The sequence below is a fragment of the Ruegeria sp. genome, assembly GCF_965199275.1.
Lineage (GTDB): Bacteria > Pseudomonadota > Alphaproteobacteria > Rhodobacterales > Rhodobacteraceae > Ruegeria.
Map to the genome: position 1 here is coordinate 711,711 of NZ_CBDAQX010000021.1, position 20,565 is coordinate 732,275.

18 protein-coding genes and 1 pseudogene are annotated in these 20,565 nt (G+C 57.6%); 10 read left to right on the forward strand and 9 right to left on the reverse strand.

The annotated features are described in order from the left end of the window. Positions 1–19: 19 nt before the first annotated feature. Positions 20–1,324 carry an NAD(P)/FAD-dependent oxidoreductase gene (locus ACOERD_RS18225; protein ID WP_419739961.1) on the forward strand — a complete coding sequence of 435 codons (1,305 nt, stop codon included), beginning with the start codon at positions 20–22 and terminating at the stop codon, positions 1,322–1,324. Between the two features lie 115 nt (positions 1,325–1,439). Next, positions 1,440–2,654, forward strand: coding sequence for a DegT/DnrJ/EryC1/StrS family aminotransferase (locus ACOERD_RS18230; protein ID WP_419739962.1), 1,215 nt, complete (start codon positions 1,440–1,442; stop codon positions 2,652–2,654). On the opposite strand, the gene ACOERD_RS18235 is transcribed toward ACOERD_RS18230, so the two are convergent. The 4 genes from ACOERD_RS18235 to ACOERD_RS18250 all read right to left on the reverse strand — a co-directional run bounded on the left by ACOERD_RS18235 (position 2,642) and on the right by ACOERD_RS18250 (position 6,484). Next, positions 2,642–3,397, reverse strand: coding sequence for a trypsin-like serine peptidase (locus ACOERD_RS18235; protein ID WP_419739963.1), 756 nt, complete (start codon positions 3,395–3,397; stop codon positions 2,642–2,644). The two genes, ACOERD_RS18230 and ACOERD_RS18235, sit on opposite strands and share 13 nt — an antisense overlap. 11 nt (positions 3,398–3,408) lie before the next feature. Further along, a complete protein-coding gene (gene phaR / locus ACOERD_RS18240; protein WP_170552879.1) occupies positions 3,409–3,957 on the reverse strand; it encodes a polyhydroxyalkanoate synthesis repressor PhaR in 549 nt (182 codons plus the stop codon). Between the two features lie 134 nt (positions 3,958–4,091). Then, complete coding sequence (locus ACOERD_RS18245) at positions 4,092–4,538, reverse strand: phasin family protein (RefSeq protein WP_170459028.1); 447 nt, start codon at positions 4,536–4,538, stop codon at positions 4,092–4,094. 143 nt (positions 4,539–4,681) lie between these two features. Continuing rightward, positions 4,682–6,484 (reverse strand): PHA/PHB synthase family protein, encoded by a 1,803-nt coding sequence (locus ACOERD_RS18250; protein ID WP_419739964.1) that lies wholly within the window; start codon positions 6,482–6,484, stop codon positions 4,682–4,684. A 111-nt stretch (positions 6,485–6,595) separates the two neighbouring features. Between ACOERD_RS18250 and phaZ the strand changes: the two genes are divergently transcribed. From phaZ to istB, 6 genes and pseudogenes are all read left to right on the forward strand, one after another. Further along, entirely contained in the window at positions 6,596–7,867 is a 1,272-nt protein-coding gene (gene phaZ, locus ACOERD_RS18255; RefSeq protein WP_170374116.1) for a polyhydroxyalkanoate depolymerase, read from the forward strand. A gap of 5 nt (positions 7,868–7,872) precedes the next feature. After that, positions 7,873–8,451 (forward strand): DUF6151 family protein, encoded by a 579-nt coding sequence (locus tag ACOERD_RS18260; RefSeq protein ID WP_419739965.1) that lies wholly within the window; start codon positions 7,873–7,875, stop codon positions 8,449–8,451. Positions 8,452–8,680: 229 nt separating this feature from the next. Then, positions 8,681–9,247, forward strand: a pseudogene (istA, locus tag ACOERD_RS18265) (IS21 family transposase); the annotation flags it as partial. A gap of 243 nt (positions 9,248–9,490) precedes the next feature. After that, positions 9,491–10,522, forward strand: a complete 1,032-nt coding sequence (locus tag ACOERD_RS18270; protein WP_419739966.1) for an IS110 family transposase — start codon at positions 9,491–9,493, stop codon at positions 10,520–10,522. Continuing rightward, a complete protein-coding gene (locus ACOERD_RS18275; RefSeq protein WP_419739102.1) occupies positions 10,510–11,478 on the forward strand; it encodes a Mu transposase domain-containing protein in 969 nt (322 codons plus the stop codon). Before ACOERD_RS18270 ends, ACOERD_RS18275 begins: the two co-directional genes overlap by 13 nt. Then, positions 11,465–12,196, forward strand: a complete 732-nt coding sequence (gene istB, locus ACOERD_RS18280; RefSeq protein WP_419737606.1) for an IS21-like element helper ATPase IstB — start codon at positions 11,465–11,467, stop codon at positions 12,194–12,196. The genes ACOERD_RS18275 and istB overlap by 14 nt, the downstream gene beginning before the upstream one ends. Positions 12,197–12,375: 179 nt before the next feature. On the opposite strand, the gene ACOERD_RS18285 is transcribed toward istB, so the two are convergent. Continuing rightward, positions 12,376–12,993 (reverse strand): alpha/beta fold hydrolase, encoded by a 618-nt coding sequence (locus ACOERD_RS18285; RefSeq protein ID WP_419739967.1) that lies wholly within the window; start codon positions 12,991–12,993, stop codon positions 12,376–12,378. 170 nt (positions 12,994–13,163) lie between these two features. Between ACOERD_RS18285 and ACOERD_RS18290 the strand changes: the two genes are divergently transcribed. Further along, positions 13,164–14,345: an ISNCY family transposase gene (locus ACOERD_RS18290; protein WP_419737631.1), complete on the forward strand. Its 1,182-nt coding sequence runs from the start codon at positions 13,164–13,166 to the stop codon at positions 14,343–14,345. A gap of 147 nt (positions 14,346–14,492) precedes the next feature. On the opposite strand, the gene ACOERD_RS18295 is transcribed toward ACOERD_RS18290, so the two are convergent. From ACOERD_RS18295 to ACOERD_RS18310, 4 genes are all read right to left on the reverse strand, one after another. Continuing rightward, positions 14,493–15,107 (reverse strand): hypothetical protein, encoded by a 615-nt coding sequence (locus tag ACOERD_RS18295; protein WP_419739968.1) that lies wholly within the window; start codon positions 15,105–15,107, stop codon positions 14,493–14,495. A 40-nt stretch (positions 15,108–15,147) separates the two neighbouring features. Further along, complete coding sequence (locus tag ACOERD_RS18300) at positions 15,148–16,140, reverse strand: alpha/beta fold hydrolase (RefSeq protein WP_419740167.1); 993 nt, start codon at positions 16,138–16,140, stop codon at positions 15,148–15,150. Further along, positions 16,140–16,889, reverse strand: a complete 750-nt coding sequence (locus ACOERD_RS18305; protein ID WP_419739969.1) for an alpha/beta hydrolase — start codon at positions 16,887–16,889, stop codon at positions 16,140–16,142. The genes ACOERD_RS18300 and ACOERD_RS18305 overlap by 1 nt, the downstream gene beginning before the upstream one ends. A gap of 262 nt (positions 16,890–17,151) precedes the next feature. Continuing rightward, positions 17,152–18,333, reverse strand: coding sequence for an ISNCY family transposase (locus ACOERD_RS18310; RefSeq protein ID WP_419737631.1), 1,182 nt, complete (start codon positions 18,331–18,333; stop codon positions 17,152–17,154). A gap of 189 nt (positions 18,334–18,522) precedes the next feature. Between ACOERD_RS18310 and thrS the strand changes: the two genes are divergently transcribed. Further along, the gene (gene thrS / locus ACOERD_RS18315) at positions 18,523–20,481 is read left to right on the forward strand and encodes a threonine--tRNA ligase (protein ID WP_419739970.1); all 1,959 of its coding nucleotides are present in this window, start codon (positions 18,523–18,525) and stop codon (positions 20,479–20,481) included. Positions 20,482–20,565: the final 84 nt, after the last annotated feature.

Sequence of the window (20,565 nt, forward strand, 5' to 3'; positions counted from 1 at the left end):
CCTTTTGGGGTCACCAGAGATGAACCTTCTCTATTCCAACGGTAGCAAAGCCGAGTATCCGGCAAGCTGGTATGCCGCAACAGTCAATCCGCTCGCGCGGTTCCCTGAGTTCAAGGGCGAAACCCGCGCCGATGTGTGTATCGTCGGTGGTGGCTATACGGGTTTGTCGGCTGCGTTACATCTGGCCGAGGCCGGGATGGACGTTGTCCTGCTTGAGGCACACCGAGTGGGCTTTGGCGCATCAGGCCGCAATGGCGGCCAGTTGGGCAGCGCCCAGCGCATGGACCAAGAGGATCTGGAGCGGCTCGTCGGACAGGACGACGCTGCCAAACTTTGGGATCTGGCCGAAGATGCTAAGACCTTGGTAAAATCGCTGATTGAAAAACACAAAATTGACTGCGACCTGAAGCCTGGCATAGCCAACTTGGGCCTGTCAGCGTCCGAGCGCGGCGATCTGCATGCCCATGCCGCGCATTTGTCGGACCGTTACGGTTACGATCAGATCGAGCTGCTGGATGAAGAGGCAGGCCAAGCCCTTTGCCCCTCACCCGCTTACAAGGGTGGGTATCTGGACAAGGGGGCGGCGCATCTGCACCCGTTGAACTATGCGCTCGGTCTGGCCCGTGCTGCTGAGGCCGCGGGCGTGCGTATTTTTGAAGGCACCGAGGTGACAGGGATCGAACAAGGCGACCCGGCTACGGTTCTTACCGAAGGTGGGAATGTCAGCGCCCGCCACATCATTCTGGCGTGTAACGGATACCTTGGAACGCTGAACCGGCAGGTCGCGGCGCGGGTGATGCCGATTAACAACTTCATCGCCGCGACAGAACCGCTCGGGGCTGAGGCCGCGCGCGTGCTGACGCGGGATGTCGCCGTTGCAGATACAAAATTCGTGGTGAATTACTTCCGCCTCAGCACTGACGGACGCCTGCTGTTTGGCGGAGGCGAAAGCTATGGCTACCGGTTCCCTTCGGATATCTTCGCTACCGTGCGCAAACCAATGACCGAGATCTTTCCGCATCTGCGGGAGATCAAACTCGACTACGCGTGGGGCGGCACTCTGGCGATTACAATGCGTCGGATGCCTTATCTAACGCGTGTCGCGCCGAATATCCTTTCCGCCTCCGGCTATTCCGGCCATGGCGTCGGCACGGCAACACATGCCGGTCAGCTGATGGCATTGGCCATTCAAGGACAGGCCGAAGGGTTCGATACCATGGCCCGCGTCCCGGCCCTGCCCTTTCCCGGTGGTCCGGCCCTGCGCAGCCCTCTGCTGGTGCTGGCAATGACCTGGTACGCGCTGCGGGATCGGCTGGGGATCTAGCCCCCGTTTCCATACGACAATTTGGTGAAATTTTGCCGATCTTGCGATTGGGGGCTTGGCACGGGCAGCACGCTTGATTTAATAAAGTGAAAGTTAGAATTCGGGAAAACCAAATATGACGCTGCCACCCAACGTTCATGACGCCGAACCCATCCCCGCCGCCGCACGAGACGCAATCGACGCCCTGATGCAGTCAGGCGACTTGTTTCGTTACACTGCACCGCAAGACGCGCCGGTCTCTTTGCTGGAATCCGAGTTCGCCGCGCTGCTGGGCGCGAAGTACGCTTTGGCCGTTTCCTCCTGCTCGGCTGCTCTGTTTCTGTCGCTGAAGGCACTGGGCTTGCCGCGGGATGCGCGGGTTCTGATCCCGGGCTTTACCTTCGCTGCTGTGCCCTCGTCGGTCGTGCATGCGGATTGCGTTCCGGTTCTGTGCGAAGTTGGTCCGAACTACCGCATAGACATGGTTGATTTCGACGCCAAGCTGGACGATGTGCAAGCGGTCATCATCAGCCATATGCGCGGCCATACCTCGGATATGGATGCGATCATGGCGCTGTGTGACGCACGCGATGTCCCGGTGATCGAAGATGCCGCGCACTCGCTGGGCACCACTTGGCACGGGCGCAACATTGGCACCATCGGCAAGATCGGCTGCTTCTCGTTCCAGTCCTATAAGATGATCAACGCGGGCGAAGGTGGCATTCTGATCACCGACGACGCCGATCTGGTAGCGCGCACCGTGATCATGTCAGGGGCCTACGAGCATAACTGGAAGAAGCACAAGACCCCGCATGGCGACAACTCTCCGGAGTTGGAGCAGGCCTTTGCGCGCTGGCAGAACAAACTCCCGCTTTATAACTTGCGGATGAGCAACCTCAGCGCTGCAGTGATCCGCCCCCAGATCCCCGAACTGGCGCGCCGCGTGCGCGATGGGCTAGCGAACCACGACTATGTTGCGGAACGGCTGAACAGCTCGGACTATATCGACGTCCCCGCCCCGCTTGCGCCCGAACGTAGTGCGCCGGATTCGATTCAGTTCAATCTGGTCGGCATGGATGAGGATGAAATCCGCGCCTTTGCCGCGGCATCCGAGGCGCGCGGCGTCAAGGTTCAGGTCTTTGGCCTAAGCGAAGACAATGCCCGCGCCTTCTGGAATTGGCAGTTCCTGCCCGAGCAGTTCGAGCTTCCGCAAACCCGTGCCATGCTGATGACAGCCTGTGACGTGCGCCTGCCCGTGCGCCTGACGCGCGAGGAACTGGACGTGATCGCCGACATTCTGCTGGCCTCGGTCGGTGAGGTGATTGGCCCGGTTCCTGCTTACGGCACCTGAACTCCAAACACTGAGACAAACAACGCGTCGATCCCTTCGGGGGTCGGCGCAATGCGGGACAGGACACCAGCCACCCGCAGCCCGCCCGAGGTATTCACCAACAGTGGTGCGCCGGAATCCCCCATCATCACCGGGCAGATCCCACGCAGCATCTGGCCTGTATATGGGAGCATGGCGCAGATCTCAGTCTGGCTCAGAACGTGGGGTCTCAGCCCCGGATAGCCCGCGACGAAGCCTGCCTCGACCTCTTGATTTGCCGGCTTAACGAAACCGACCTCGGCCCCGATCGGAGCGTCCAGCACCAGAATGGCCCAGTCCAATTCGGGCTGATCGGAGAAGCTGGCCGATACATCCTGACCTGCAGGCAAGATATAGTCATCGACCCGCGCGACCGAGACCGCCTCGCCCCGCTGGTACCCGGCAGCAAATCGAATACTCTCGGGTGGTATCCAGCGTTTCCGTGATCGATTGTAGAGACAATGCGCAGCCGTCAGCACATGGCTTTCCGAGATCAGAACGCCCGTACAATGAGATCGTTGGTCCCGCCCTGCATAGTTCACACGACCAATCGCGCGCCAAGGGGCCTCGGACGCATCGAGAATCTCACGCGCCCGAATATCCTGACATCCAGCAGAGGTATCTGTTCCCAACCGACAGACCGCCGACCAGTTTTCAGAGAACTGCCCTTCGGCCCAAACGGCTTGCGACCATAGAATAACGACACACAGGACCAGCCAGCGCATCGCCTGCGCTCCTAATTCAGTTTCGAAAGCTTCTGCTGCAACTCGGCCAATTGCTTTTTGATGTCGTCCAGATCCTCTTTCGGCTCGGACTCATCCTCTTTGTCGGGGCCTGACCAGTTGCCGGACAACCCGCCGGTCATCGCCTTGAGGAACGCCTGTTGCTGCGCCTGCATCGCCTCAAACCCCGGCATCTGAGACATCGGGTTCATGGCGTTCATGTTCTCCATCATCTTGCTTTGGCTTTCGCGCAGCATGTCGAATGAGCTTTGCAGGAATTGCGGCATCATGCCCCCACCCGGCACCATGTAGCTGCGCACCAGATCGTTCAGGACATTCACCGGCAGGACGTTCTCGCCCCGGCTTTCATGTTCGGCAATGATTTGCAAAAGGTACTGGCGGGTTAGGTCATCGCCCGTCTTCAGATCAATGATCTGAACTTCGCGCCCGTCGCGGATGAACCCCGCAATATCTTCGAGCGTCACGTAATCGCTGGTCTCGGTGTTATATAGCCGACGGCTGGCATAGCGCTTGATCAACAGCGGTTTTTCTTTGTCCGACACCTTGTACCCTCCCCAAGGATGATGCGTTGCAGCAGAGGTTATGCGACTGCAGCACAAAAAGAAAGGGCAGGTCAATCGACCTGCCCAACGCGATGGCACCTATAGGGAGGATAAGATGCCCGTCGCGGACGTTCTTACTTGGCAGCTGCGGCTTTCTTGGCAGCAGTCGTCACCTCAGAAGTCGCTTTCTTGACAGCTGCGGTTGCTTCTTCAGCAGCGTCTTTGCCAGCGGCCATCAGCAGCTCAACGGTTTCCGACTGAACTTTTTTCGCGATTTCCGCGAATGCAGCCAGGTTTTCAGCAGCAACTTCAGCCGAAGCGCTTGCGAAGTCGGTTGCGGCTTTTGCGTAGTCAGCAGGCTCGGCCTTTGCTTTCGACATCTCGGTCAGTTTGGCCAGAGTTTCCTTGGTCCATTTGTTCGAGATTTCAGCCGATTTCTCAGCCGCGTCCAGAGCAACGCCCGACAGCTTTTCGTTCAGCGCTGCGGTCGATTTGAAGGCACCTTCCATTGCGGTGGTGTCTACCGGAAACGCGCCCATGACGTCTTTCATGATCGCGGTGAAGTCTTGGGTCTTTGCCATTGTCCTAATCCTTTTCACCGAACCGGGCCCACCCCGGTTTCCATCGGCTTGAGGACAATATGATTTCTGCATTGCAGCATTTCAAGTTTTTTCTTGCTGCAATGCAGAAAAAATCGAGTTTCATTTTGAAATCAGCGATTTGCTCAACGGTTTGCCTTTAGCAAAACATAGCTGCCCGGCGCCGGACACAGGCTTGGATGCTCCGAATCACCCGTTTCGCGCGCCGGAACCTGTTTGCCAGACCGTTTCTTCAGCCAAGCGCCCCACATCGGCCACCAGGATCCTTCGTGAAAGTCAGCGTCTTTTAACCAGGCCTCGGCATCCAACTTCAGATCTGGGTTGGTGTAGTGGCCGTATTTCTTCTTGCTGGGCGGGTTCACAATTCCGGCGATATGGCCGGACTCTGATACGACAAAAGTCTTGGACTTGGACCCCATCTGCTGAACACCGCGATAGCAGTCTTTCCAGCGGGCGATATGGTCCGTCTCGCAGGTGATAGCCATAAGGGGGACGTCCACATCCCTGACATGCAGCTTGTGGCCCAGCATCTCGAAGCCGTCGCCCACGAATTCGTTGTGCTGGCAAAGGCCGCGCAGATACTGCACCGCCATCTTCCCCGGCAGGTTCGACCCGTCGCCATTCCAATACAGCAGGTCAAAAGCCGGAGGGGTCTCTCCCATCATATAGCTGCAGATCGCTGGCGTGTAGATCAGGTCGCGCGAACGCAGGAATGACATGGTACGCCCAAGAATCCATGCGCGGAGGAGGCCATCCTTGGCGACCTGATCCTCGATCCCATCCACAAAGTCGTTTTGCAAAAACGGCGTGAATTCTCCTTGATCGCCAAAATCGGTCAGAGCCGTAAAAAAGGTCGCCGACTTGACCGATTTGTCCCCGCGCTGTTTGAGCAGTGACAGGGTCAGGCTGAGCGTCGTGCCCGCAATGCAATACCCAACGGCGTTGACCTGTTTTACTTTGCAGATCTTCTTGACCGTCTCGATCGCAGTCAGGAACCCGTCTTGAATATAGTCCTCCATCCCCACATCGGCGTAGGTGGAATCGGGATTTATCCAGCTGACGACAAACAGCGTATATCCCTGCTCGGTCACCCATTTGATCAGGCTGTTCTGGGTTTTGAGGTCGAGAATGTAGAATTTGTTGATCCATGGCGGGAACAGAACGATGGGGGTTTCATGCACCGTCTCGGTTACCGGTTTGTATTGGATCAGCTCCATCATACGGTTGCGATAGACGACATCGCCGGGGCTGGTCGCAATATTGACCCCAACCTCAAAGGCACTGTCATCGGCAAGCTTGACCACAAGTTCACCATCATTGGCCTCAAGGTCCGAGACGAGGTTCTCAAGCCCTTGGATCAGAGATTGCCCCTCGGTTTCGACAGCTTTCTCCAAGGCATCAGGGTTGGTTGCCAGAAAATTGGTGGGAGCCATCAGGTCGATGATCTGCTGCGAGAAATACTGAAGGCGCTGCTTGTCCTTCTCTTCAAGGTCCTCAACCGACGACACTGCCTGCGCGATGGCTTCGGCATTGGTCTGGTACTGCTGGCGGATCAAGCGAAAATAGGGGTTGGTGTCCCAAAGTGGGTTGGAAAAGCGTTTGTCCTTGGACTTGGGTTCGTCTTCATCCACTTCGCCTGTGGTCAGGGCCTGCTGAGCCTCGGCAAAGTTCAGAACGGACTTGCCCCAGTATTCGATCTGCTGTTCCAATAATTTGGCGGGATTCTGCAATGCGTCGGCCCAATAGGCCGTTGCCGCACGTGCATAAAGCTCTTGATTCGGGCCGTCCAACGCGGGGACATGAGACTTCTTCGAAGCCATGACTTCGATCAGGCGCTTGGAGAGAGCCTCAACCTTCTCCATATTTTCTTTAATGCGTTCAATATGTTCTTCGGTAACTTGGCCCGTAGTGTCTTCACTTGTTGTCATTTTAACAATTCACCCCTACTCTCGCTGCTATGCAGAATAACGTCGCGGACGTTGGTCGACAAAGCGACGAATGGTCCGAACTCTTAGGTTGATACTCCGGAGGATCCTTCGATGCGCTACATGATGACCTACGATCTGATGGAAACCATGCGCAATACGAACCAATGGCTTGGTTCGACGGCAAATGCGATGGCCTCCTACCCGCTGTTTTCGATGGTTCCCAACCCGGCGTTCAGCTGGATGGCCGCTTGGGGTGAAGTGACCGAGCGCACCTTTCAACGCATGGTCGCGAAGCCCGATTGGGGCATCCGGACGTTCACGTGTGAAGATGGCAAAGATCATCTGGTCGAAGTCACCTCGGTTCTGGAGCGTCCCTTTGGGGACCTTCTCCATTTCAAGGTAAACGGGCGCGAAACGCAACCTCGCAAGGTGCTTTTGGTGGCTCCAATGTCCGGTCACTACGCCACATTGCTGCGCTCGACCGTCAAAAGCCTGCTGGTTAATTGCGAAGTTTACATCACCGATTGGCATAATGCGCGCGATATCCCCGTGTCCGCTGGCAAGTTCGATGTCGAGGATTACACGCTCTACCTTGTCGATTTTATGAAAGAGCTTGGCCCGGACACCCATGTGGTCGCCGTGTGCCAGCCCGCACCGCTGACACTGGCCGCGACCGCCTATCTGGCCGAGGTCGAACCAAAGGCCCAGCCCAGCACCCTGACACTGATTGGTGGCCCGGTCGATCCCGATGCCACCCCGACCGACGTGACCGACTTTGGCCGTCGCGTGACGATGGGCCAGTTGGAAGAGACCATGATCCAGCGCGTTGGTTTCAAATACAAAGGCGTGGGTCGGATGGTTTATCCCGGCCTGTTGCAGCTGGCTTCGTTCATGTCGATGAATGCCGAACGCCACTCCACAGCCTTCACGGATCAGATCCAGCGCGTGATGCGGGGGGAAGCTTCGGACCATGACGCCCACAACCGCTTCTACGATGAATATCTCGCTGTCATGGATATGCCGGCCGAGTTTTACCTCTCCACGGTCGAACGCATCTTCAAAAACCGCGAGATTGGGCGGAACGAATTTGTCGTCGCCGGGCACAAGGTGGATATGGGCAAGATCACCGACGTGGCTGTGAAAACCGTGGAAGGCGCGAATGACGACATTTCAGCGCCTGGGCAGTGTATCGCCGCGCTTGATCTGTGTACCGGCCTGCCTGACAGCAAGAAAGCCAGTCATGTGGAACCCGGTGCGGGGCACTACGGCATCTTCGCTGGCCGCAGCTGGCGCGACAATATCCGCCCGCTGGTCATCGACTTCATGAACGAGAACAGCCGCAAACCTCGTCGTCGGGCGGCCAACAGCAACAAAGTCGCGTAAGGGCTTTGGCGTCAGAGTCTGACCTCACCTTTTCGTGCGCCTGCGGGACACTGACAGGCCGCATCACATCCGATGGTGCGCGTCTGGGGACTCATGCCGAGTGTTTTTGCCGCGACTGCCGTGCGGCCCAGCTTTACTTCGGCCAACCCGACCCGGCCCCCGGACCGGTTGAGGTGTTTCAAATCGCCCCCGACGAGGTCACGATTGACAGCGGCGCCGAACATTTGGCGGCGATGTCTCTGAGCCCGAAGGGCATGCTGCGATGGTATGCCAAATGCTGCAATGCACCCTTGGCAACCACGCCACGCACCGCCAGATTTCCTTTTGCGGGGTTCATCGCTTTGCGTATCGATGATCGCGCACGGCTTGGTCCGATTGCGACTCGTGGGTTCGTGCCTCGGCCCAACGGCAAGCAAAAGCACGAAAATCTGGCTCCAGCGGTAATCGGGTTGCTGCGCCGCGTGATCAAATCAAGACTATCCGGTGGGTGGAAAAACACGCCGTTCTTTGATCCTGAGAGTTTTGAACCCGTCGTGACACCGACGGTGATCAGCAAAGAGGAACGCGCAGCGCTTTACCCCTAGGCCATGCGCAAGGGTTCATCCAGCCACGCCTGCATCAGGTCGACCACCTGCTCGGGCGCTTCCAGAGTTGGCAGATATCCGGCTGCGTCGATTGTGTGCATCACCGCATTCGGTGTAGAAAAGCGTGCAATTTTGACCCCCTAAGCGGGGAAATCGGCGTCCAAATTTGACCCCTCCCTATGGTTGTAGACATCCTTTTCATTGAGCAGTCGATGGAGAGGCAAGCGGGATGATTTGCGTGGAAACTATTAGAAAAGTGCGTCGCTTACACCTGATCGAAAAAAAGAGCATCAAGGAAATTTGCCGTTCGCTCAATTTGAGCCGTGCAACGGTTCGAAAGATAATCCGATCGGGAGTGACGGAGTTCAAATATGAGCGCAAATCGCAGCCATACCCGGTGCTCGGGCCTTGGCGCGCGCGTCTGGATGAAACGCTTGAGGAGAACGAGGCGCTTCCGAAGAAACACCGCAAGCGGATGACCAAAATCTGGAAGGAACTCTCCGATGATGGTTTTGGCGGCGGGTATGACAGTGTTCGACGCTACACAAAGAATTGGCGCATTGCGCACGGCCGACAACAGGCGCAGGCGTTCATCCCGCTGATCTTTGATCCTGGGGAGGCGTACCAGTTCGACTGGAGTGTGGAGACGGTTTTGATGGACGGTGCACTCACGACCGTGAAGGTTGCCCATTTCAAACTTTGCCATAGCCGCATGCCATTCTCCATTGCCTATCCGCGCGAGACGCAGGAGATGGTCTTTGATGCCCACGACGAGGCCTTCAAATTCTTTGGTGGAGGGGGTATGAATGATTTGTGATCGGCCAAACGCCCTGAATCTGTTAGAGGATTCGGGGAGGCGGATAGGTCTCAGGCTGGATGTTTTCGTAGGGCATTGTGACCCTGTAGTGGAGCTTAGCCTTCGCCTGTTTCCGAACAGCCCCCATAGGGCCCGGTTTTGGCCGGTGATCCTGCATAGGAGCTTGGTTTGGCCGTTCACGCCCCATTGGGGGCTCCGCCTCCTTGAGCAGGGAGTATAGCCATGGCTTACATAGGTGTCGATCTTCATACGAATTCCTTCACGATCTGTCGGCGTGAGACGGACGGATCGGAAACATTCCAAACCTTTCAACTGTCCGCGCAGGCGCTTGTGCAGTTCTGTCAGAGCCTTGATGCGGATGACGAACTGGCGGTCGAGGCCACCGGCAACACGGCCTGGTTCTGCGGTGAGGTGGAACCCTGTGTCGGCCGGATCGTTGTGGTCAACCCGCGCCAGTTTAAAGTGATCCGCACATCGGTGAAGAAAACCGATCGCAACGATGCCCGCGCCCTGGCGTTTTTCCTGTCGAAGGACATGCTGCCGGAAACCCGGCTCAAGTCCACTCAGGAAAGCGAACTGGCCTCGCTGACCCGGACGCGTGACATGCTGGTCAAACAGCGCACCATGCTGCTGAACGGCATCCACGCGATGTTTGTCCGCCACGGCATGAAGCTGAAGAAGGAAGGGTTGTCCAGCAAGAAGCGCCTGCGCGACCTGGATCTCAGCCGCTTCACACCGCTTGAGCAGGTCGAACTGGCGGCATTGCGGGACCAGGCGCTCGGCCTGACCGAAACCCTGAGCCGTCTCGACAAGGCCATCGAGGAGGCCGCCTCGGCCATGAAAGGCTTTGAGGGGCTCACCAGCATCAAGGGGATCGGTGCGCGATCTGCCGCGGTCCTGCTGGCGGGGATCGGCAGGGTTGAAGACTTCTCCGACGCGGACAAGCTGGCCGCCTATGTCGGCATCGTGCCCAAGGTGAGCAACTCAAACGAAACCGAACATCACGGGCGGATCACGAAGCGCGGCAACAAGCTCATGCGCACCACGCTGGTGCAATGTACGCTCATCGCGATCCGCTATTCGGGATATCTCAACAGCCATTATCGGCGCATCAAGGAACGCCGTGGCGCGGGCAAGGCGATCATAGCCACTGCCCGCAAGCTGCTCAAGATCATCTATGACACGCTCAAGAACGGCTGGGTCTTCGACGATTTTGTCGAATTTAAAATCAAACAAAATCAATGTCATGCTTGACAATCATCATAGGAGGCTGCATCAACGGGATCTACGATAACATGACGACCGCCGTCGATGCGATCCTGTCGGGCAAGGAAAGAAAGTTCAACAAGGCATTCTCCCGGATGTGTTCTCATCATCTGGTGAACCCGATCGCCTGTACGCGCGCGGCCGGTTGGGAGAAGGGTCAGGTTGAGAATCTGGTCAAGGAGAGCCGCGCCTATAGTTTTACACCGCGTCTGGAGGTGGCCGACTTCGATGAATTGAATGCCCGGCTGCAAAAAGACGCGATCAAACGCGCAAAAGAACTGCGGCATCCGGAAAACCTGGAGGTGACGGTCTGGGAGGAGTTCCAGCAGGAAAAGCCGCTGCTGACGCATCTGCAGAAGCCCTTCGTCGGGTTCCGTGAAAAGACGGTCGCCGTGAGCCGAACCTGCCTGATCAACTTCGAAAGAAACAAATACAGCGTTGAGGCAAGAGCTGTTGGACGTCAGGTCCAGTTGCAGGTCTACGCCACGCGGATTGTCCTGCGCCAAGACGGTGAGATTGTCGGAGAGCACGAACGGTGCTTCGGCCGAGGAAAAACGATCTTCAACCCTTGGCACTATGTGCCCGTCCTCAAGCGCAAGCCTGGCGCTCTGCGCAATGGAGCACCGTTCCGTGACTGGGACCTACCACCGGCAATGACGCAGATCTGGACCCATCTGCGGGGCACATCCGACGGAGACCGGCAACTTGCCGATATTCTTTTCGCTGCTTACCAGCACGACATTGATGTGGTCGAGGCTGCCTGCGAAGAAGCTCTAAAATCTGGCCTGCGCAAGGCCGATGCGATCCTGAACATTGTCTCTCGGCGCACCAATCCCCCGCCGCCAAAGGCGATTGAGCCGCCTGCCCACCTGCAGCTGAAAATGGCACCGATCGCGGATTGCGCTCGCTATGACAGGCTTGGAGGCTCCCATGCAACTGCGTAAGGAAATTCTCGAACTTGCCCGTCAACTGAAGTTGCCAGGCATCGTCAACTGCTTTGACGAAGTGATGCAGGCCGCAGCCAAAAACAACTGGCGGCCCCAACAGGTCGTGGCCGAACTCCTCACGGCCGAACTGGCCGAAAAGACTGCGCGCTCGATCCGGTATCAGATGGGTGCCGCAAAGTTCCCGGTCTGCAAGTCCTTACCTGAGTTCGACTTCACGGTCAGCCCCGTCAACGAGGAAGTCGTGCGCAATCTTCATGACGGCGATTTTATGGACCAGGCCAGGAATGGCGTGCTGGTCGGTGGAACCGGATCGGGCAAAACGCATCTCGCAACAGCGATCGGGGGCCACGCGGTCAATAACCGCCGGCGGGTCAGGTTCTTCAGCGCTGTGGATCTCGCGAACAAGCTGGAGGCTGAACATCGCGAAGGCAACGCCGGGCGGCTCAGCGAGCAGCTGATCCGCGTCGACCTCGTGATTATAGACGAACTCGGTTATCTGCCGTTCGCAGAGTCTGGTGGACGATTACTCTTCCATCTCATCAGCAAACTGTACGAGCGAACGTCTATTCTGCTAACAACCAACCTCGCATTTGCTGAATGGCCGAGTGTGTTCACAGATGCCAAAATGACCACTGCTCTCCTGGATCGACTGACACACCATTGCGATATCATCGAAACCGGGAACGAAAGCTGGCGAATTAACCACCGCGACTAACCTCGAAATCGGGGAATAAATTCAAAACAGACAGCAGGTCAAACCTTCAGTCGAGCTACGCTCTCTTTTCGGTTTGACCTGCTGTCCACCCCCTCCTGAATCAACCTAAACACGACCCCCTCAACGCCCCTCTTAGCTCCAAGGGGGGTCAAATTTGGACGCCGATGGGGGGTCATTATTCAATGCCGATTGACAGCATTCGGGATCATGTCCGCCATGAAGGCATGCTTGCGCTCGGGCGTCAGCCGGTCATGTTTTCCACACAGGATCAGGCTGGGCGCTTTGATCCGTCGCAACGTGCCCTGCTGATCCGCGCGCCTCTGCAGAGCGCGCATCTGGGTAACAAACACCTCCGGGCCTAGATCCAGTGCCATCGCCAGTAGGTCATTCAACACAGGGATGCGCTGCGGTCCCGGCGCCAGAGTGTCTGACCCCACAACCTGCCGCATCACCTCCTCAAGCCGCCCTGCCTGCGCGCCGATAATCAGATCCTCCCGCCCCGCCGCGATCTGCGGGGTGTCGGCCTGCGCATCGGTCGATATCAGGCACAGCCGCGACACCCGATCCGGGGCACGTCGAACAAGCTCCAACGCCACCACGCCGCCCAGCCCGTGCCCGGCCAGAGCGAACCGATGGGGCAACTGATCCAGTAGGTCCGAGGCGATCTCTTCAATACGCTCCCCCCGACTGATCGCCGAGACGACCACGGCACGGCGGCGTGAAAACGCATCAATTTGGGGATGAAACAGCCGGGCATCACACATCAAACCCGGCAACAACACCAGCGGCTCAATCACGTGGGGCCTCCTTCTGCTCGGTTATCCGAGTCGTTCCTTCTCATCAGGATGGAAGGTTTGGATCAGCCCAGCAAGTGAATCTTTATGGATAGTGTCGCTAACACGCGATATGTCCGGTGTATGTAACATGCGATCTGTCCGGTTCTATTCTGCCTCTGAGAGGAGGCGTTATGAACCGAGCAGAAGTGTTACAGGAAGTTCGACTGATGAAGTTTGAAGATGTGTATTCGCGGCGAAGCGCGAACAAGCTGACGCAAGAACAGGCGGCTGAGATACTGGGTGTATCCGTGCGCACCGTCAGGCGTTGGGAGGATCGATTTGAGGCGGATGGTGCAGAAGGTCTGTACGACCGTCGGCTTGGCAAACTGGCCAACAATCGTGTTGCCACGGATAAGGTCATGGAGATGCTTGAACTGTTTGATACCAAGTACTGGGATTACACGCCGAAGCATTTCCACGAGAAGCTGGTGGCCCACCATGGTTTCACACAGAGCTACAACTGGGTGCGGCTTACACTGCAGCGCCACGGCCGGGTTCAGGCAGCACCCCGACGAGGTGCCCATCGGCGCAAGCGGCCCCGCCGTCCGATGGTTGGCATGATGTTGCATCAGGACGGCTCCAGCCATGAATGGGTTCCGGGTCAGTGGTGGGATCTGATCGTCACCATGGACGATGCCACCAACCGGGTTTATTCGGCATTCTTTGTCGAGGAAGAAGGGACGATGAGCAGTTTTCAGGGGCTGACAGAGGTGATCGAGGCGCAAGGTCTGTTTTGCTCGCTCTATGCCGATCGGGGCTCTCATTACTGGCATACGCCCGAAGCGGGCGGCAAAGTGGACAAGGACAATCTGACCCAGGTCGGGCGCGCCTTGCAGCAACTCGGCATTGAGCTGATCCCGGCCTATTCACCGCAGGCCCGTGGACGGTCTGAACGCATGTTTGGCACGTTCCAGAACCGATTGCCGCAGGAACTGCGGTCCCATGGGATCACAACCATTGAAGAGGCCAATCAGTTCCTGAAAGAGGTCTATCTTCCCGAACACAATGCCCTGTTTGCAAAGGAGCCGGAGGATACGACCTCGGCCTTCGTGCCGTTTACAGGCAATGTGCGCGACACCCTGTGTGTGCAGGAAGACCGCGTCGTCGGCAACGACAATACGGTGCGCTACAAGGGCCTGGTCATGCAGATCGCGGCAGACAGGCACCGTCATCATTTCGTCAAGGCGAAGGTCAGGGTCCACGAATACCCCGATGGTCAACTGGTCATCTTCCACGGCCCGAGATGCATTGGCCGCTACCAGCCTGACGGATCACCCATCACACAGGAGGATAGCAAACACAAAGTCGCGTGACCCGCTTCGACGTGGCGCGAACGCGGTGGCCCAAATCTACGGTCGCCTACGGCTCCCTCCGAATTGGGCCACCGCGCAATCAACTGAAGCGGACAATTGGCATGTTACCTACACCGGACAATTCAGAATGTTCTCGACAGTGAATCTTTATGGATAGGCGATTCCACGGAACGGCGGGAAATCAGCATAGCGTTTCTGACGGACGGAAAGTGTCTCGGCTGGCTCGGCCCCCGGTCGTAAAAGGCAACCTTTGGGCGCGATATAGCTGTCGATCCGGCGTTGAGGCGTGGGGCGCCACACCAGATTGAATGCGCAGAGTTTCGGGAAAAACCAGATCTCGGAGTAGTCAAGATGATCATGCATCCACCACGCCAGATCGCGCCAGTCCCGACCCTGCGCGTAGCGATCCGCAAACCAGGGGATCACGATAGATGCACCAGCGACCCGTGCCTCACCCTGCCCCCAGTCCCAGATATGGCACTCCAACGGATTGTCATTACGCGCGCAGTTCAGCCGGTTTTCGTTGCCAAAGGCATTCAAGGACGGCGACCGGTAGCCCGAGCGCACCGCGACCCGGCCAAAGGTCTCCTCCAGCGGGTCAAGCAAGGTTTGGCAAAAGGCGCTACCGGTTTCGATGGCCAGATCCGGGTTCTCAGGCAGGTTCTGCTTTTGGTGGAAATTCCCGATCTCGGAATACAGGAAATCGCGCATGAAGAAATGCCGGGACAGACGCACACGGCCCAGCGTCTCAAGGCTCCACATACTGCCCGGCTTGCGCATCGCTATGCCCTTGAATGTAGGGTCATTCGATCCCCTGCGTTTTCAACCATGCCAATATCCCATTCACCGTCGGCTCTGTCTGGTCCGGAGACATCAGGCGACCGGCAATCACATGCGACATCGGATCATCCCCCGGCCCCATCGTGACAAGCTCAACCGTTGCTGGCGCACCCCAGGCCTCGGCCACCTTGTGGGTCTTGTCCGGGCGCACAACCTGATCATCATCCGAGAACCAGAACAGCGCCGGCACCAAAGCTTGTGAGAAATCAAGACCGTAGACCGTTTCGACCAGAACTGTCATCGGCACCACGGCCTCCCACGGGTAAACCGACGTCCAGTACTTGTTCTTGTCTGGATCTGGCCCGGATACGTCTCGTTCCTGACCCATCAGCAGTGGCAACCAATCCCGAGCCCAAGGCAGACCGGGTATAAACGCCCCTGCCGCATTTACCCCGAAATTCGGTGATACGAACACCATCGCCGCAACATCCTCGCTGAGGTCCGGGTGCAAAGCCGCCGCCGCCGCCAGCGTGCCCCCGGTCGATGTCGAAATGACTACAACTTTGTCACCAACAGCTTTGGCCGCCGCCAGCCCTTCGGCCATGTCCTGCATCCAGCCCGAGGCGGTCGCATCGCCCATCGCGGCCCCACTGCGCCCATGTCCTTGCAAGCGCGCATACACCAGATTGGCGCCCAGAGCATCAGCGACCATATCAGGCACGGGACGGATCTCTTCTGAACTGGCCGAGAAGCCATGGACATATAGCACCGAATACGGCGTCCGCTGTTCTTTGAACCCGTCCTGCCAGATCACACGTTTTTCAACGCCGGGAACAATATCGTCAAAGGCGGATTCCGTGCTTTCAAAATAGACCTGAACACCTTCGCCAAACTTGCGGGGGTCGAAATTGGGATCCAGGTTCACCTCTTCCCGCGGCCCGAACCAATAGATCAGGCCTCCGACAACGATCAGAACCAGTAGAATTCGCCCCAGCACCCATCCGAACCAGCGCATCACTCATCCCCCAAAACGTCGAGAACGGCGTTCTCGATCAAGCCAAGGCACGGCCCGTCCGAGAACCGATGGTCCGCATCCTTGACCAGCAACAATCGCATATCCGTTCCTGTCGCATGCTCAATTAGACGTAAGGCTGTTTCAGTCGACACCGCCGTATCAGCCGTTCCCTGCAAAAAACGTACGGGAAACGGTAAATCCAACGCGTCCCGCAGAACCAGGCGCTGCCGACCATCCTCGATCATACGCTTTGTGATGATGTAAGGCTCCATATAATCCGAGGGCAATTCCACATGCCCAACCTCCTCCAGCGCTGCCTTCTGCGCATCTGAGAAGGACGCCCAATAGCCGTCCTCGGTAAAATCCGGGGCTGCGGCGATGGTCACCATGCCCACAAGTCGCTCCGGCAACGCCTTGGCCAGCAGCAACGCCTGCCAGCCACCCATCGAGGACCCAACGACCACCAAAGGCCCCTCAGTCAAGGCACCCACCGCAGCCAGCGTATCTTCGTGCCAATCGCCAATGCAGCCGTCTGTGAACGCTTCAGAGCTTTCGCCATGCCCGGAATAATCAAACCGCAAGAACGCCTGCCCCCGCGCCTGCGCCCAAGCTTCAAGATGAACGGCCTTGGTGCCCTCCATATCCGATTTCAAACCGCCCAGAAAAACAATGGTCGGACCGGCCCCTTCGCTCTTGTGATACGCCAACCGCCGCCCCTGCGCCGTTTCCAAAAAATCTGTTGCTGCCATGAAGCCCTCTTTGTTTTCCTGACATCATGCACGCCCCCCGCCCAAGTGCAATTCCGTGATCCTCCTTCATCTGGCTAAAAATACCTCGGGGAGCGCGAGGGGCTGGCCCCTCGCTCCAGCCACTGTCGAGAACATTCTGAATTGTCCGGTGTAGGTAACATGCCAATTGTCCGCTTCAGTTGATTGCGCGGTGGCCCAATTCGGAGGGAGCCGTAGGCGACCGTAGATTTGGGCCACCGCGTTCGCGCCACGTCGAAGCGGGTCACGCGACTTTGTGTTTGCTATCCTCCTGTGTGATGGGTGATCCGTCAGGCTGGTAGCGGCCAATGCATCTCGGGCCGTGGAAGATGACCAGTTGACCATCGGGGTATTCGTGGACCCTGACCTTCGCCTTGACGAAATGATGACGGTGCCTGTCTGCCGCGATCTGCATGACCAGGCCCTTGTAGCGCACCGTATTGTCGTTGCCGACGACGCGGTCTTCCTGCACACACAGGGTGTCGCGCACATTGCCTGTAAACGGCACGAAGGCCGAGGTCGTATCCTCCGGCTCCTTTGCAAACAGGGCATTGTGTTCGGGAAGATAGACCTCTTTCAGGAACTGATTGGCCTCTTCAATGGTTGTGATCCCATGGGACCGCAGTTCCTGCGGCAATCGGTTCTGGAACGTGCCAAACATGCGTTCAGACCGTCCACGGGCCTGCGGTGAATAGGCCGGGATCAGCTCAATGCCGAGTTGCTGCAAGGCGCGCCCGACCTGGGTCAGATTGTCCTTGTCCACTTTGCCGCCCGCTTCGGGCGTATGCCAGTAATGAGAGCCCCGATCGGCATAGAGCGAGCAAAACAGACCTTGCGCCTCGATCACCTCTGTCAGCCCCTGAAAACTGCTCATCGTCCCTTCTTCCTCGACAAAGAATGCCGAATAAACCCGGTTGGTGGCATCGTCCATGGTGACGATCAGATCCCACCACTGACCCGGAACCCATTCATGGCTGGAGCCGTCCTGATGCAACATCATGCCAACCATCGGACGGCGGGGCCGCTTGCGCCGATGGGCACCTCGTCGGGGTGCTGCCTGAACCCGGCCGTGGCGCTGCAGTGTAAGCCGCACCCAGTTGTAGCTCTGTGTGAAACCATGGTGGGCCACCAGCTTCTCGTGGAAATGCTTCGGCGTGTAATCCCAGTACTTGGTATCAAACAGTTCAAGCATCTCCATGACCTTATCCGTGGCAACACGATTGTTGGCCAGTTTGCCAAGCCGACGGTCGTACAGACCTTCTGCACCATCCGCCTCAAATCGATCCTCCCAACGCCTGACGGTGCGCACGGATACACCCAGTATCTCAGCCGCCTGTTCTTGCGTCAGCTTGTTCGCGCTTCGCCGCGAATACACATCTTCAAACTTCATCAGTCGAACTTCCTGTAACACTTCTGCTCGGTTCATAACGCCTCCTCTCAGAGACAGAATAGAACCGGACAGATCGCATGTTACATACACCGGACATATCGCGTGTTAGCGACAGCCCCTCGCTCCAGCCACTTGACACAAGTACAACCACCTGCCAAAGCAGCCAGACGCAAATAACCCGCAACCGGGCGTTCAGTGGGCGCCGAACCGACGAGGAGAGCCGATATGGCCCTGGATTCAAAATCCGTCTCTCTCACTTTTCCCGATGGCAATGCACGTTCCTATGACGCAGGCATAACGCCTGCGCAGGTGGCTGCCGACATCTCAACTTCGCTGGCGAAAAGGGCGATATCGGCCACGGTCGACGGCAAGCATTGGGATTTGCAATGGCCCATCGAAGCAGATGCCCAAATCGCCATCCACACCATGAAGGATGAAGATCAGGCCAATGATCTGATCCGCCACGATCTGGCGCATGTCATGGCCCGCGCCGTGCAGGAAATCTGGCCCGCGACCAAAGTCACCATCGGCCCCGTTATCGAAAACGGCTGGTACTATGACTTTGACCGCGAAGAGCCATTCACGCCCGAAGATCTCGGCCTCATCGAGAAAAAGATGAAAGAGATCATCAACAAGCGCGACCCCGTCACCACCGAGGTCTGGGATCGCGACCGCGCGATCGAATTCTACAAGGCCAACAATGAGCCCTATAAGGTCGAGCTGATCGAAGCCATTCCGGGTGATGAGCCACTGCGCATGTACTGGCACGGCCACTGGCAGGATCTGTGCCGCGGCCCGCACCTGCAGCACACCGGTCAACTGCCGGGCGACGCCTTCAAGCTGATGAGCATTGCGGGTGCCTATTGGCGTGGCGACAGCGACCGCGCGATGTTGCAGCGCATCTATGGCGTAGCGTTCACGGGCAAGGAAAAGCTCAAAGCGCACCTGAACATGCTGGAGGAGGCCGCCAAGCGCGACCACCGCAAGCTGGGCCGCGAGATGAACCTGTATCACATGCAGGAAGAGGCTCCAGGTCAGGTGTTCTGGCATCCCAACGGCTGGAAAATCTACACCACCCTGCAGGACTACATGCGCCGGATGCAGGACCGTGACGGCTATGTCGAGGTCAACACCCCACAGGTCGTCGACCGCAAACTTTGGGAAGCCTCGGGTCACTGGGACAAGTACCAGGAGAACATGTTCATCGTCGAAGTCGACGAAGAGCATGCCCGCGAAAAGGCGATCAACGCGCTGAAGCCAATGAACTGCCCTTGCCACGTGCAGGTGTTCAATCAGGGCCTGAAATCCTATCGTGATCTGCCGCTGCGCATGGCAGAGTTCGGCTCCTGCGCGCGGTATGAGCCCTCGGGCGCGCTGCACGGGATCATGCGGGTGCGCGGCTTTACTCAGGACGACGGTCACATCTTCTGCGCCGAGGATCAGATCGAATCCGAGACCGCAAAGTTCATTGCTTTCCTGTCGAAGGTCTACGCCGACCTTGGCTTCCACGACTGGACCATCAAACTGTCCACCCGCCCGGAAAAGCGGATCGGCAGCGATGAAAGCTGGGATTTCGTCGAGAAAGCTTTGGGCGATGCCTGTAAGGCCGCTGGCTATGACTATGAGGTTCTCGAAGGCGAAGGCGCTTTCTACGGTCCGAAGTTGGAGTTCACTCTAACAGACGCCATCGGCCGGAATTGGCAATGCGGCACGCTTCAGGTCGACCCCAACTTGCCCGAGCGATTGGATGCGAACTTTATAGGCGCGGACGGGTCCAAGCATCGCCCCTACATGTTGCACCGGGCCTGCCTTGGGTCGTTCGAACGGTTCATCGGCATTCTGATCGAAGAACACGCGGGCAAGTTGCCGTTCTGGCTGGCGCCGCGGCAGGTCGTTGTGGCCTCGATCACGTCGGATGCTGATGATTATGTCGCCGAAGTTGTTGAAACGCTTCGCGCCGCTGGCGTCCGGGCCGAGGCAGATATCCGCAACGAAAAGATCAATTACAAGGTCCGTGAACACTCGGTAGGCAAGGTTCCGGTTATCCTGGCCGTGGGTCACCGCGAGGTGGATGAGCGCACTGTAAGTGTCCGCCGACTGGGCGAAAAACAAACGCAGGTTCAATCTCTTGAGACTGTAACAAATGAGCTGTCCAAGGCAGCCACCCCGCCAGACCTGCTGTAACATAAGTCAGTTTCTGACCCCTCATCCGGCCCTTAAAACGGGGCCGGATTGAAACATTTTCCATTTTTCAATTCAAAAACAATT